This is a genomic window from Pseudomonas oryzihabitans, from assembly GCF_007665395.1.
GTDB lineage: Bacteria > Pseudomonadota > Gammaproteobacteria > Pseudomonadales > Pseudomonadaceae > Chryseomonas > Chryseomonas psychrotolerans_C.
The window spans coordinates 257,136-269,634 of record NZ_VDND01000003.1 but is presented as its reverse complement, the minus strand read 5'-3'; the positions used below and the strand labels follow the sequence as shown (position 1 = coordinate 269,634).

13 protein-coding genes and 1 tRNA gene are annotated in these 12,499 nt (G+C 67.2%); 10 read left to right on the top strand and 4 right to left on the bottom strand.

All coding sequences use genetic code 11. The features are described 5' to 3' along the window. Positions 1 to 58: 58 nt before the first annotated feature. Positions 59 to 1,339, bottom strand: a complete 1,281-nt coding sequence (gene gabT, locus FSV73_RS08780) for a 4-aminobutyrate--2-oxoglutarate transaminase (RefSeq protein WP_145006851.1) — start codon at positions 1,337 to 1,339, stop codon at positions 59 to 61. Positions 1,340 to 1,572: 233 nt separating this feature from the next. Further along, positions 1,573 to 3,021: an NADP-dependent succinate-semialdehyde dehydrogenase gene (gene gabD / locus FSV73_RS08775; RefSeq protein ID WP_145006848.1), complete on the bottom strand. Its 1,449-nt coding sequence runs from the start codon at positions 3,019 to 3,021 to the stop codon at positions 1,573 to 1,575. A gap of 341 nt (positions 3,022 to 3,362) precedes the next feature. Between gabD and FSV73_RS08770 the strand changes: the two genes are divergently transcribed. From FSV73_RS08770 to sugE, 4 genes are all read left to right on the top strand, one after another. After that, positions 3,363 to 3,439: transfer RNA gene (locus tag FSV73_RS08770), tRNA-Arg, on the top strand. A gap of 245 nt (positions 3,440 to 3,684) precedes the next feature. After that, complete coding sequence (locus tag FSV73_RS08765; protein WP_145006846.1) at positions 3,685 to 3,915, top strand: hypothetical protein; 231 nt, start codon at positions 3,685 to 3,687, stop codon at positions 3,913 to 3,915. 121 nt (positions 3,916 to 4,036) lie between these two features. Then, positions 4,037 to 4,420: a hypothetical protein gene (locus FSV73_RS08760; RefSeq protein ID WP_145006843.1), complete on the top strand. Its 384-nt coding sequence runs from the start codon at positions 4,037 to 4,039 to the stop codon at positions 4,418 to 4,420. Positions 4,421 to 4,594: 174 nt separating this feature from the next. Further along, positions 4,595 to 4,912 carry a quaternary ammonium compound efflux SMR transporter SugE gene (sugE, locus tag FSV73_RS08755; RefSeq protein ID WP_145006840.1) on the top strand — a complete coding sequence of 106 codons (318 nt, stop codon included), beginning with the start codon at positions 4,595 to 4,597 and terminating at the stop codon, positions 4,910 to 4,912. A gap of 10 nt (positions 4,913 to 4,922) precedes the next feature. Here sugE and FSV73_RS08750 read toward each other — a convergent pair whose 3' ends face one another. Further along, positions 4,923 to 5,408 carry a hypothetical protein gene (locus FSV73_RS08750; RefSeq protein WP_145006838.1) on the bottom strand — a complete coding sequence of 162 codons (486 nt, stop codon included), beginning with the start codon at positions 5,406 to 5,408 and terminating at the stop codon, positions 4,923 to 4,925. Between the two features lie 109 nt (positions 5,409 to 5,517). On the opposite strand from FSV73_RS08750, the gene FSV73_RS08745 reads away from it, so the two are divergent. The 5 genes from FSV73_RS08745 to FSV73_RS08725 all read left to right on the top strand — a co-directional run bounded on the left by FSV73_RS08745 (position 5,518) and on the right by FSV73_RS08725 (position 11,211). Next, a complete protein-coding gene (locus FSV73_RS08745) occupies positions 5,518 to 6,597 on the top strand; it encodes a PQQ-dependent sugar dehydrogenase (protein WP_186309194.1) in 1,080 nt (359 codons plus the stop codon). A 363-nt stretch (positions 6,598 to 6,960) separates the two neighbouring features. After that, positions 6,961 to 8,034, top strand: coding sequence for a saccharopine dehydrogenase family protein (locus FSV73_RS08740; protein WP_145006835.1), 1,074 nt, complete (start codon positions 6,961 to 6,963; stop codon positions 8,032 to 8,034). 66 nt (positions 8,035 to 8,100) lie between these two features. Beyond that, positions 8,101 to 9,042 (top strand): Gfo/Idh/MocA family protein, encoded by a 942-nt coding sequence (locus FSV73_RS08735; protein WP_145006832.1) that lies wholly within the window; start codon positions 8,101 to 8,103, stop codon positions 9,040 to 9,042. A 119-nt stretch (positions 9,043 to 9,161) separates the two neighbouring features. Beyond that, positions 9,162 to 10,802, top strand: coding sequence for a methyl-accepting chemotaxis protein (locus tag FSV73_RS08730; protein ID WP_145006829.1), 1,641 nt, complete (start codon positions 9,162 to 9,164; stop codon positions 10,800 to 10,802). 154 nt (positions 10,803 to 10,956) lie between these two features. After that, positions 10,957 to 11,211: a hypothetical protein gene (locus FSV73_RS08725; protein WP_145006826.1), complete on the top strand. Its 255-nt coding sequence runs from the start codon at positions 10,957 to 10,959 to the stop codon at positions 11,209 to 11,211. A 9-nt stretch (positions 11,212 to 11,220) separates the two neighbouring features. Here FSV73_RS08725 and FSV73_RS25555 read toward each other — a convergent pair whose 3' ends face one another. Then, on the bottom strand, positions 11,221 to 11,376 hold the full coding sequence (locus tag FSV73_RS25555; RefSeq protein WP_186309193.1) for a hypothetical protein: 156 nt from the start codon (positions 11,374 to 11,376) through the stop codon (positions 11,221 to 11,223). 227 nt (positions 11,377 to 11,603) lie between these two features. On the opposite strand from FSV73_RS25555, the gene FSV73_RS08720 reads away from it, so the two are divergent. Further along, positions 11,604 to 12,497: an SDR family oxidoreductase gene (locus tag FSV73_RS08720; RefSeq protein WP_145006823.1), complete on the top strand. Its 894-nt coding sequence runs from the start codon at positions 11,604 to 11,606 to the stop codon at positions 12,495 to 12,497. Positions 12,498 to 12,499: the final 2 nt, after the last annotated feature.

Sequence of the window (12,499 nt, the reverse complement as noted above, 5' to 3'; positions counted from 1 at the left end):
CTTTTTGCCAAGTCCGTCACACCAAAACCGCCCTCTTTCGAGGGCGGTCGATCAGCACTCAAGCCAATTCGGCAAAGCACTCGCCGATAATGGCCAAGCCGCGATCCAGCTCGGCGTCGCTGGCGGTCAGCGGCACCAGGATGCGCAGCACGTTGCCGTAGCTGCCGCAGCTGAGCAGGATCAGGCCTTTCTGGCGGGCGCGGACGACGACCTGACTGGTCAGCTCGGCATCGGGCTGCTCGACGTCGCCGCCCTTGCCCAGCTCCATGGCGATCATGGCGCCCAGGCCCCGCACCTCGACGATCTGCCGGTGCTTGGCGGCCAGTTCGCGCAGGCCCACGGTAAGACGCTCACCCACGGCCTTGGATCTGTCCAGCAGGTGCTCCTGCTCGAAGGTCTCGATCACCGCCAGGGCCGCGGCGCAGGCGATGGGGCTGCCCGCGTAGGTGCCGCCCAGGCCACCCGGGACGACGGCGTCCATCACGGTGGCGCGACCGGTCACGCCCGACAGTGGGAAACCACCGGCGATGGACTTGGCGAAGGTCACCAGGTCGGCGTCGACGCCCATCTGCTCCATGGCGAAGAAGGTCCCGGTGCGCCCGGCACCGGACTGGACTTCGTCGGCGATCAGCAGGATGCCATGGGTGTCGCAGAGCTTGCGCAGGCGCTGCATGAAGTCCTTGGGCGCGGCATAGAAACCGCCCTCGCCCTGCACCGGCTCGAGGATGATGGCGGCCACGTCAGCCGGGGCGGCATCGTTCTTGAAGATGCGCTCGACGCTGGCGATGGCGTCATCGACGCTGATGCCGTGCAGTTCGCAGGGATAGAGCGCGCGATAGACGCCGCCGGGCATCAGGCCCATGCCGGCCGAATAGGGCGCGACCTTGCCGGTGAGCGACAGGGTCATCATGGTGCGACCATGGTAGGCGCTGGAGAAGGCGATGACGCCGGCACGCTGGGTGGCGGCGCGGGCGATCTTGACGGCGTTCTCCACCGCTTCGGAGCCGGAGTTGAACAGCGCGGTCTTCTTCGGGAAGTTGCCCGGCACCAGCTCGTTGAGCTTTTCGCAGACCTCGACATAGGGCTCGTAGGCCAGCACCTGGAAGCAGGTGTGGGAGACCTTGGTCAGCTGTTCCTGCACGGCCGCCACCACGCGCGGATGCAGGTGGCCGGTGTTGAGCACGGCAATGCCGCCGGCGAAGTCCAGGAATTCGTTGCCCTCGACGTCCCAGACCTTGGCGTTCTCCGCGCGGGCGACGAAGATCGGATGGGTCTGGCCGACGCCACGGGCGACGGCGGCGCTGCGGCGGTGCATCAGGGAATCGTTGGTGTGGCTCATTGCAGTCCTCGATGGCCGCTCATCGTGCGGCCGGCTACGGAAAAAGCGCGGACCGGATTCCGGGCAGCATACGATGATCGACTGCCAACGGCCCGGCGTCCGCGCCGGGGGAAAGCTAGGGACGAGCTGGAAGTGTTGGGCTTCGACGAAGAAGCCGTCTCAACCCAACCTACGAAACACGCGTAGGTTGGGTTGAGCGCAGCGAAGCCCAACAGGCCCAGCCGAAAGCCGGATCAGACGCCCAGGCAGAGGTACTTGATCTCCAGGTATTCCTCGATGCCGTACTTGGAGCCTTCGCGGCCCAGGCCGGAGGCCTTGACGCCACCGAAGGGAGCGACCTCGTTGGAGATCAGGCCGGTGTTGATGCCGACCATGCCGTACTCCAGCGCCTCGGCCACGCGGAACACGCGGGACAGGTCGCGGGCATAGAAGTAGGAGGCCAGGCCGAATTCGGTGTCGTTGGCCAGCTCGATGACCTCGGCCTCGTCCTTGAAGCGGAACAGCGGCGCCAGCGGGCCGAAGGTCTCTTCCTTGGATACCTTGGCGCTCTTGGGCACCTCGGCGAGGATGGTCGGTTCGAAGTAGCTGCCGCCATTGGCGTGGGCCTTGCCCCCGGCGATGACCTTGGCACCCTGGCTCACGGCGTCGTCGATGTGCTCCTTGACCTTGGCGGCGGCCTTGGCGTCGATCAGCGGGCCGATGGTCACGCCCTCTTCCAGGCCGTTGCCGACCTTGAGCTTGGCCACGGCGGCCTTGAACTTCTCGGCGAAGGCCTCGTAGACGCCGTCCTGGATGTAGAGGCGGTTGACGCAGACGCAGGTCTGGCCGGCATTGCGGTACTTGGAGGCGATGGCGCCTTCCACAGCCTTGTCCAGGTCGGCGTCGTCGAAGACGATGAAGGGGGCGTTGCCACCCAGCTCCAGCGACAGCTTCTTGATGGTCGGGGCGCTCTGCTCCATCAGCTTGGCACCGATCTCGGTGGAGCCGGTGAAGGAGATCTTGCGCACGATGGGGCTCTCGGTCAGCTCGGCACCGATCTCGGTGGCGGAGCCGGTGACCACGCTCAGCACGCCCTTGGGAATGCCGGCGCGCTCGGCCAGTTCGGCCAGGGCCAGCGCCGAGTACGGCGTCTGGCTGGCGGGCTTGATGACCATGGTGCAGCCGGCGGCCAGGGCCGGACCGGCCTTGCGGGTGATCATCGCGGTGGGGAAGTTCCACGGCGTGATGGCGGCGGTGACGCCGATGGGCTGCTTGATCACCAGGATGCGCTTGTCGGCCTGGTGGCCGGGGATGGTGTCGCCATAGATGCGCTTGGCTTCCTCGGCGAACCACTCGATGAAGGAGGCGGCATAGGCGATCTCGCCCTTGGCCTCGGCCAGCGGCTTGCCCTGCTCCAGGGTCATCAGGCGACCCAGGTCGTCCTGGTTCTCGATCATCAGTTCGTACCAACGACGCAGCTTGGCCGAGCGCTCCTTGGCGGTCAGCGCACGCCAGGCCGGCAGGGCGCGGTTGGCGGCGTCGATGGCGCGCTTGGTCTCGGCGCGGCCGAGCTTGGGAATGGTGCCCAGGGTCTCGCCGGTGGCGGGGTTGTCCACGCCGACGGTGGCACCGCTGTCGGCGTCGATCCAGGCGCCGTCGACATAGGCTTGCTGGCGAAACAGGGAAGCATCTTTGAGCTGCATTACGGTCTCCTTGGCTGAAAGGGCCGGAAGCAAGGGCGTGACACCCCTGCGCCTGCGATAGGGTCAGGTTTGGCAACGCTGGCGTGGCCACCGTTCAGGGCACCCTGACTCGCCGTCCAAGACGCTACGGCGTTCGAAATATTGAACGCATCCTAGGAGAATCCTGAACCCCCGCGCAATAGCGAACGCGCCGTTTTCTCATCGACCTCGCCACTGTTTAGGCAGCCCCTGCCTGACCCGACGAAACAGTCGTTCAAAATCAACAACATCGTGCATCTGGGCATGGACGGTCCGAGGCAAGGTGAGTATGATGGCGACCGATTCAGCGTCACCGAATCGCTGCACTCGTAGCTCAGCTGGATAGAGTACTGCCCTCCGAAGGCAGGGGTCGTGGGTTCGAATCCCGCCGAGTGCGCCATCTCCCGTTCACCGCCCCTGCGGTCGCGTGAACATCGCCAAAGCCCGCCATCGCGCGGGCTTTGGCGTTTCTGGCGTTCCTTCGCGATCTCCGGGCGGCCGGTTCGGACCGATCACCGGCCTGATTCGTCTGACCATCATCCGCACCCCCCGCACGATCTTGGGCTAAGCTCTGCTGACCCGCACCAGGTAAAGCCCACCGGCCGGATGCCGATACCCTGGTGATCACACAGCAAGGAAGCCTGTATGAAATACCTCCTGACCAGCTCGGTTACCCTCTTTCTGGCCGCCCCGCTCTTCACCGAAGACACCGCCCTCGCCGAGGCCAGCCAGGCCATCCGGCCGGGCCTAGAGGCGGCGGCTCATTCGCTGCACTATTCGCTCTTGCAAAGTACCGCGGCCGGCAGAGGTCCGATGGCCGAGGGCGCCCGCCTGCAGCTGGCAGGATTGGAACGCCAGGCGCGCGCCGCCGACTAGGGCCGGGGCGCCGCTCCGCGCACGGCCAGGGTTTGCCTCGCGCCCGCTCCGGAGCCTTGCCGAACGAAGTGCCCCGCGCGGGTTCTCAAGGGCTGCCCCTGGCCACTTCCGCGGCGACCCGATGAAAGCCCTGCTCCTGCTGCTGTTGCCCCTCGCCCTCGGTGCCTGCACCCAGCACCAGGGTCACCCAGACGACCTCGGTCTGCCCAGCTGCAATCTGCAGCAGCAGCGCGCCTTGCCGGGCGAGCTGGGCGGGTCCATCACCGATCCGCGGCAGGCGCATCTCTCCATGCGCGCCAACGTGCTGCAGGCGGATGTGAGCACGGCGCGGATCGCGCGGCGGATCAGTCAGCAGCAGGCGAACCAGTTCAGCGCGCGCATCGCCCAGGTGCGGCAAAGGAGCACTGACTTCATCACCCAGCAGGGCTTCCTCAGTGCCGCCGAACGCGCCAGTTTCGACCGCGAGTTCGACGCCATCGCCGGGCAGATCTGCCAACCGCGTTAGCCCTTAGTGGCTACCCACCGAGCACCTCGGGTCGCGAGGCCCGGGGGTGAGCGGCTAGGATAGCGGGGCCGATTCGGCGGTGAACTCTTGCCGCTCCTCTCTTCCAGCCCTGGGGACGCCCCTGAGATCGGCGGGCAGCGCTCCGGGACGGCCCGGTTTTACAGGAGGCCGTCGTTGGCTTGGTTCTATCTGGTGTGTGCGGGACTGCTCGAGGTGGTCTGGGCGTTCTACATGAAGCAGTCGGCGGGCTTCACCCGGGTCACACCGACGCTGATCACCCTCGTCGCCATGGTGGCGAGCGTGGCGCTCCTGTCGATCGCCATGCGCAGCCTGCCGCTAGGCACCGCCTACACGATCTGGACCGGCATCGGCGCGGTGGGCGCCTTCGTGGTGGGCATCCTGGTGCTCGGCGAGGCGGCGAGTCCGTTGCGGATCCTGGCCGCGGCCTTGATCGTCAGCGGGCTGGTGTTGATGAAGCTGACCTCATCCTGAAATCGACCGCCTAGCGTAGAACACCTGCCGGGTCGGCACTGGGCCGGACCAGCCAGAGGAACAGCAGGCCACCGAGCAGGCCGCCCACGGCCATCGCCAGCAGCCCCTCCAGGGTGCGGGTGGCGTAGATCAGCACCGGCATGGGGGCGAAGGCGTCGATCAGGCGGATGGCGGCGATCAGGCTGACACTGGTGGCCAGCGGCAGCAGGCAGGCCCGGTAAGCCCCGCTACGACGCCCAAGCCAGCTGGCGACGGCAAAGGCTGGTAACCAAGCGGCGAGCACGATGGCGGCGTAGACGGGTCCGAAGCCCAGCAGATCCTGCAACGAGGTCTGCCACCGGGTGGCGGCGTCTATCGGCTGCCCCAGGCCCTGCAGCGCGGCCAGGTTGTACTGGGTCTGCACCAGGCTGCCCCAGGCAGTGGCCAGCAGCAGGGCGGCAGCGAAGGCCAGCAGGGTGCGGGGTCTGAAAAAAGCGTGCCAGAGCGATTTGGACATGAACGGACGTTCTCGAAGAGAGGCCAAGATGGTAGCGACAGCGGATGCCTGCGGTAGACCCTGGCCAGGGGCCAAAGCTTCCGGGCGCCGGGCCTGGATTGTGTTACTGATGATGCTGGGCGGTCCGCTGGCCACGGCCGCCCCCGCCTACCGGATCGAGACGCTGGCGATCGGGCTGGAGCGGCCCTGGTCACTGGCCTTCCTGCCCGATGGCCGGGCGCTGCTGACCGAGGGCGCCGGACGGCTGCGCCTGCTGGTGCCGGACGGCCAGGGCCGGCTCGCCCTGCAGGCCGAGGCCGTAGCCGGGTTGCCCGAGTTGTATAGCGAAGGCCAGGCCGGGCTGTTCGAGGTATTGCCGGACCCGGACTTTGCGAACAACCAGCTGCTCTATCTCTCCTACGCCACCGGCACGCGCGAGGCCAATCACCTGCGCGTGATACGTGCCCGGCTGGACGGCATGCGCCTGCAGGACGTCCGGACGCTGTTCACCAGCCAACCGGCCAAGCCCTTCGGCCAGCACTTCGGCGCACGCATGGCGCTGCTCGGCGACGGCACCCTGGCCATCGCCCTGGGTGATGGCAACGTGGAGCGGACCGACGCCCAGCGGCTGAATACCCATTTGGGCAAGATCGTGCGCATCACCCGGGACGGCCAGGTGCCCGCGGACAATCCCTTCATCGAACGACCCGGCGCCCTGCCGGAGATCTACAGCCTGGGCCATCGCAATCCCCAGGGCCTGGTCTGGGTGGCCGAGCGCCAGGCGCTCTATGAGCACGAGCATGGCTCCAAGGGTGGCGACGAACTCAATCTGATCCGCAGCGGGGCCAACTACGGCTGGCCGCTGACCACCGGCGGCGTGGATTACACCGGCGCGCGCATCACGCCGTTCCGCGACCTGCCGGGCATCACCCCGCCGCTGCTGGAGTGGACGCCGTCGATCGCACCGGCCGGCCTGACCTGGTACGACGGCCAGGGCTTTCCCGCCTGGCGCGGCAGTCTGTTCGTGGCGGCGCTGCGGGAGAAATCGGTGCGGCGGATACCGCTGGTGAACGGCGTACCCGGCCCGCAGGAGTTGCTGTTCCAGGAATTGGACCAACGCCTGCGCGACGTGCGCAGCGGGCCGGACGGCAATCTCTGGCTGCTCACCGATGGCGAGGAGGGTCAGGTGTTGCGAGTGGTGCCGGGTTAGGTAGTGATTGCAGCCGTGGTGGTTAGCCGGGGTGCCGACCCTACACAGCGCTGATCGTGGCCATGCCGGCGCGCCGTAGCGACCGCCCCTACCGGCCGCCGTAGGTTGGGTTGAGCGCAGCGAAGCCCAACACTGCCCAAGCTGAACATCCCTGTTGGGCTTCGACGATGAAGCCGTCTCAACCCAACCTACGGTCAATCCAAAGCCTGTGGCAGGAACGTTTCGGCTCAAAAGCGAAACGCTTCGTCGAAACGACGAAAACTCCGCCGCTTCGTCAAATAAAGCACAACGATTCGACGCTCTGACGCTCACATCTGGCAGCGCCGCTTTCTAAGCTGGAGCCTCAACCACGGAGGATCCGCCATGAACGTCACCCTGCTCGGCGCCGGCCACATCGGCTACACCATTTCGCAATTGCTGCATGCCAGTGGCGACTACCGGGTGACGGTGGCGGATCGTGACGAACGCGCCCTGGCCGCCATCGCGGCCCTGGGCGTGCGGACCCGCACCCTCGATACCTCCGATGCCGCCGCTCTGACCGCCGCCCTGGACGACCAGGACGTGGTGCTCAACGCCCTGCCCTATCACCTGGCGATCCCCGTGGCCCAGGCGGCCAAGGCCACCAATACCCACTACTTCGACCTGACCGAAGACGTGAAGGCGACCAAGGCCATCCGCCAGTTGGCCGAGGGCGCGAGCAACGCCTTCATGCCCCAGTGCGGTCTGGCGCCGGGCTTCATCGGCATCGCCGCCCACTCCCTGGCCAAGCGCTTCGACAGTGTGCGCGAGGTGAAGATGCGCGTTGGCGCCCTGCCGGAATTTCCCACCAATGCCCTGAAGTACAACCTGACCTGGAGCGTCGACGGCCTGGTCAACGAGTACTGCCACCCCTGCGAGGCGGTGCGCAACGGCGAGCTGCAACTGGTGCAGCCGCTGGAAGGCCTGGAGCACTTCTCCCTGGATGGCGTGGAGTACGAGGCCTTCAACACTTCGGGCGGTCTGGGCACCCTCTGCGAGACCCTGCAGGGCCAGGTGGAAACCCTGGACTACAAGACCGTGCGCTATCCCGGTCACCGCGACCTGATGAAGTTCCTGCTGGAAGACCTGCGCCTGGCCGGCGACCAGGAGCAGCTCAAGAACATCCTGCGCGGCGCCGTGCCCACCACCATGCAGGACGTGGTGCTGGTGTTCGTCACCGTCAGCGGGATGCGCGGCGGCAAGCTGGTGCAGGAGGTGTTCAGCCGCAAGATCTTTGCCGCCGAGCGCGACGGCCAGCTGACCAGCGCCATCCAGATCACCACCGCGGCCGGTATCTGCACCGCCCTGGATCTGTTCCGTGAAGGCAAGCTGCCGCCGCGGGGCTTCATCGCCCAGGAGCAGGTGGACATGGACGCCTTCCTGGCCAACCGGTTCGGCAAGGCCTACCAGCCGGCCTGACCGGGGAAGCTTAGCGACATCTCGGGGGTCCATAATGGTATAGCCACCGTTAGAGGACCCCGCGTCATGCTCAGCGTCGCCATCGTCGGTTGCGAACAGATCCACGCCCAGGACTACCTGAACACCAGCCTGGCCGACCCACGGGTACGGGTGGTAGCGGTGGCAAGCGAGCGCGATCCCGAGCGTGCCCAACGCCTCGCCGCGCCCCATGGCCTGCCCGTGCTGGACGACTTCGCGCAGGTGCCCGCGGTGGACCTGGCCTTCGTCACCACCGCCATCGACGATCACGAGGCAGCGGTGGCGGCCCTGCTGCCTCGTGCCCGTCATCTGTTCGTGGAAAAGCCGCTGGCCGTCTCGGCCACGCGGGCCACCGCCCTGGCCGAGCGACTCGCCGGGCGCTCCGTGTTCAGCGGCTTCTACCTGCGTACCGATCCGGCCTTGCAGCAGCTGCGCCAGCTGGCGCGGGACGGTGCCATCGGCACCCTCACCCACCTGTCATTGACCGCGGGCCATCCGGGGCTGCTGGAAGGCTGGCTGAGCGACTGGCCGGCGCACCTGGACGAGGCGCGCATGGGCTACGGCGCCTTCGGCGACCTGGCGGTGCATCTGCTCGACTTCAGCGCCTGGCTGACCGGCCAGCCGCTCACCGTCGAACACTGTCGGCTGGAGCGTGACGCCGGTTGGCCGCTGGATCATGGCGGCGAGGCCCTGCTCAGGGCCGGCGCGTTGCCGGTCCACCTGCGCGCCAGCGCCACCCTGCGTGGTCCACGCCTGGCCATCCGGCTGGATGGCAGCGCGGGGACGCTGGAAGTCTCCGCCGGACGGCTGCTGCTTCATGATGCCAAGGGCAACCGTCAGGTACTGGCCGAGGGCCTGGATCCCGGCGTACCCCAGGGCGCCCTGGCGGTGTTCGATCGGTTGCTCGGCCAGCAGCGCCCGGAACTGGCCACCCTGGACACTGCCTTGGCCGCCAATCGTCTGCTCGATCAGCTCCATGGCCGCGGCTGAACTGGCGAAAGGCCAGCTCTGAAGCCCAGCCGGAGGGGTTAAAGGTCATCCTATAAGTGCCGATAGCGAGGGTATCCGGCGCTATGCCGCTGGCCCCCCTTCGCTCAAAGGACGTCCCCATGGTCTGGTTCAACAATCTGGCGCTGGCGAAGAAACTCGCGATCGCCTTCGGTCTCTGTACGCTCATCACCCTGGGCATAGGCGCGGTCGGCATGAATGGGCTCCGGAGCCTGAATGTCCTGCTGGATTCCGTGCTGAACAACAACCTGCTGTCCATCACCCGGCTCAACGATGCCAAGAGCAATGTGATCGGCCACAACCGCGACATCTTCCGGCTGATGTCCATGGTCTATGCCAACGCGCCCCAGGCCGAGCAGGACCGCATCGTCGCCTCGCTGCGATCCAACCAGGCCGATGCCGAGAAGCCCTTCGCCGAATACCGCGCCACTCCGTTGCAAGCGGACGAGAAGGTCGCGGGCGACGCCTTCGAGGGCGAGTGGAAAACCTACATCGCCGGCATCGACGCCGTCCTCGCGCGCCTGGCCGCCAAGGACGTGGCCGGTGCCAACCAGCTGTTGAACGAGCAGGTGCAGCCCAGCTATCGCAAGACCATGGCGGCCTTCAAGATCATGGTGGAGTCCAACAAGCGCCAGGGTAACGAAGCCGGCGCCGCGGCGATCGCCACCTACGGCAAGGCCTTCTGGATGCTGGCCGGCGGCCTGCTGCTGGCGGTGCTCTGCGCCCTGGTCCTGGGCATCGTCATCACCCGCATGATCGTCAGCCCGATCCGCGAAGCCGTGTCCAGCGCCGAGCGCGTCGCCGAGGGCGACCTGACCCAACCGATCCAGAGCACGCGCCGCGACGAAGCCGGCCAGCTGCTGCAAGCCCTGGGCGGCATGCAGCGCAGCCTGAAGGATACCGTGCAGCAGATGGCCGGCGCCTCCAGCCAGCTGGCCGCGGCCGCCGAGGAATTGCACGCCGTGACCGAGGAGACCTCGCGCGGCCAGGTTCGCCAGCACGATGAAGTGCAGCAGGCGGCCACCGCGGTCAACCAGATGACCGCCGCCGTGGAAGAGGTCGCCCGCAACGCCGCCTCCACCTCCACCGCTTCCCAGGAGACCAGCCATGAGGCCCAGCAGGGTCGCGAGCAGGTGCAGCAGGCGGCCAAGGCCATGGCGGTGATGACCGAGGAGATCACCGACTCCACCCAGAAGGTGCAGACCCTGGAAGGCCAGATCCGCGAGATCGGCAAGGTACTGGAGGTCATCCGCGGCATCGCCGAGCAGACCAACCTGCTGGCACTCAACGCTGCCATCGAAGCGGCCCGCGCCGGCGAGCAGGGTCGCGGCTTCGCCGTGGTGGCGGACGAGGTCCGCGCCCTGGCCCACAGAACCCAGGGTTCCACCGGCGAGATCGAGCGCATGATGAGCACCGTGCGCACCAGCGCCGAAGCGGCGGTGAGCGCCATGCACAAGAGCCAATCGCTGGCGGACGACACCCAGCAGCGGGCCAACCGCGCCGGCGAGGCGCTGGAGCGGATCACCGCCGGGGTGGCGCGGATCGAGGAACGCAACCTGGTGATCGCCAGTGCGGCGGAGGAGCAGGCCCAGGTCGCACGCGAAGTGGACCGCAACCTGGTCAACATCCAGGACCTGTCCACCCAGACCGCGACCGGCGCCCAGCAGACCGCCGCGTCCAGCCAGGAACTGTCGCGCCTGGCCACGTCCTTCCAGGGACTGGTGGCGCAATTCCGCTATTGAGGATCGCGTCGACCAGCGGTTGGCCTGCCACCGCCCCGGCGGGCGGCAGGCCTCAAGCGCGACGGCGTGGCCTGACGCGCCAAGCGCAGCCAGCCGGCAGGGAACATTGCCCGCCAGAGCGGTTCTGAGCAGAACCTCTCGACTGGATGCGCCCATGCCCTTCACCTACGATGCCCGCCGCAGCTATCGCCTGATCGGCCTGGACGATGGACGCCTGGCCGGCCAGTTGCTGTGCGGGCAGCTCTACATCATGGTCACGGGGGACGGCACCTTGCCGCAGTCCTATGCCGAGCTGGAAGACGACCAGTTGCGCACCGCCACGGGCGACCTGATCGGCTGTCGCGAGGCGGACATCCTCACCCTGCAACGGACCGGCGCCGCCCTGCGCCTCGAGCCGCTCGACGCCTGAAGGCTGTCGCTAGCGTGGCCCGCCCTGGCCCGGCCCACCCTCGGGTCCGCCATGGCCACCACCGGGACCACCGTGCCCACCGCCCGGTGGCGGCATGAACAGCCAGCACCCGGACAACGACAGTAATGCGGCCAGCAGGGCCACCTTGCAGCTCTTCACCAACATCCGTTCTCTCCTTCAGCGCAGGGACCTTCCCTCCGTTACGTCCTTGGACGCCGGACCCTGGCCAAAAAGGTGTAGCCGGAGGTAAAGCCCAGGTAAGAAATCTGTCCAGGCGGATACGGAGGCCGATGGATGCCGGGAACCTCGTGGCGGCTTTACCCCTCCATTTCCTTGAACGTCAGCGAAAAGCTGCCCAACGGGCGCCTTTCTAACCATTTCCAGGAGATGTCATGTCCAGCGACAACCAGTACGCCATGCAGAACCCCCTCACCCAGTATCCCCAGCCGGAATTTCCCAAGCAGCCCCAGGAAGCGCCAGGCCTGGCCCAGGCCATGCAGCCGCGTCCCGATCATGGCGAGACCAGCTACAAGGGCTTCGGCCGGCTGGCCGGGCGCAAGGCGCTGATCACCGGGGCGGATTCGGGGATCGGCCGGGCGACGGCCATCGCCTATGCCCGCGAGGGTGCCGACCTGGTGCTCAACTACCTGCCCGAGGAAGAGGCCGACGCCCAAGAGGTGGTCAAACTGGTGGAGGCCGAGGGCCGCCAAGCGTTCTGCGTGCCCGGTGACCTGAAGGACGAAGCCTTCTGCACCCAGTTGGTGAGCAAGGCCAAGGACGCCCTCGGCGGCCTCGACATCCTGGTCAACGTGGCTGGCAAGCAGACCGCCGTACAGGATATCGCCGAGCTGACCACCGAGCAGTTCGACGCCACCTTCAAGACCAACGTCTACGCGCTGTTCTGGCTGTGCAAGGCGGCCTTGCCGCACCTGCCGGCGGGCGCCGCCATCATCAACACCACCTCCATCCAGGCCACCCAGCCGTCGGAATTCCTGCTGGACTATGCTTCGACCAAGGCGGCCATCACCAACTTCACCAAGGCGCTGGCCAAGCAGGTGGCCGCCAAGGGCATCCGCGTCAACGCCGTGGCCCCCGGCCCCTTCTGGACCCCGCTGCAGCCCAGCGGCGGCCAGCCCCAGGAGAAGATTCCCAGCTTTGGCGGCGAGACGGTGTTCAAGCGGCCGGGGCAACCGGCGGAACTGGCCCCCATCTATGTGCTGCTGGCCTCCCAGGAATCGAGCTATGTGACCGGTGAGGTCTATGGCGCCACCGGAGGCATGGGCTGAGG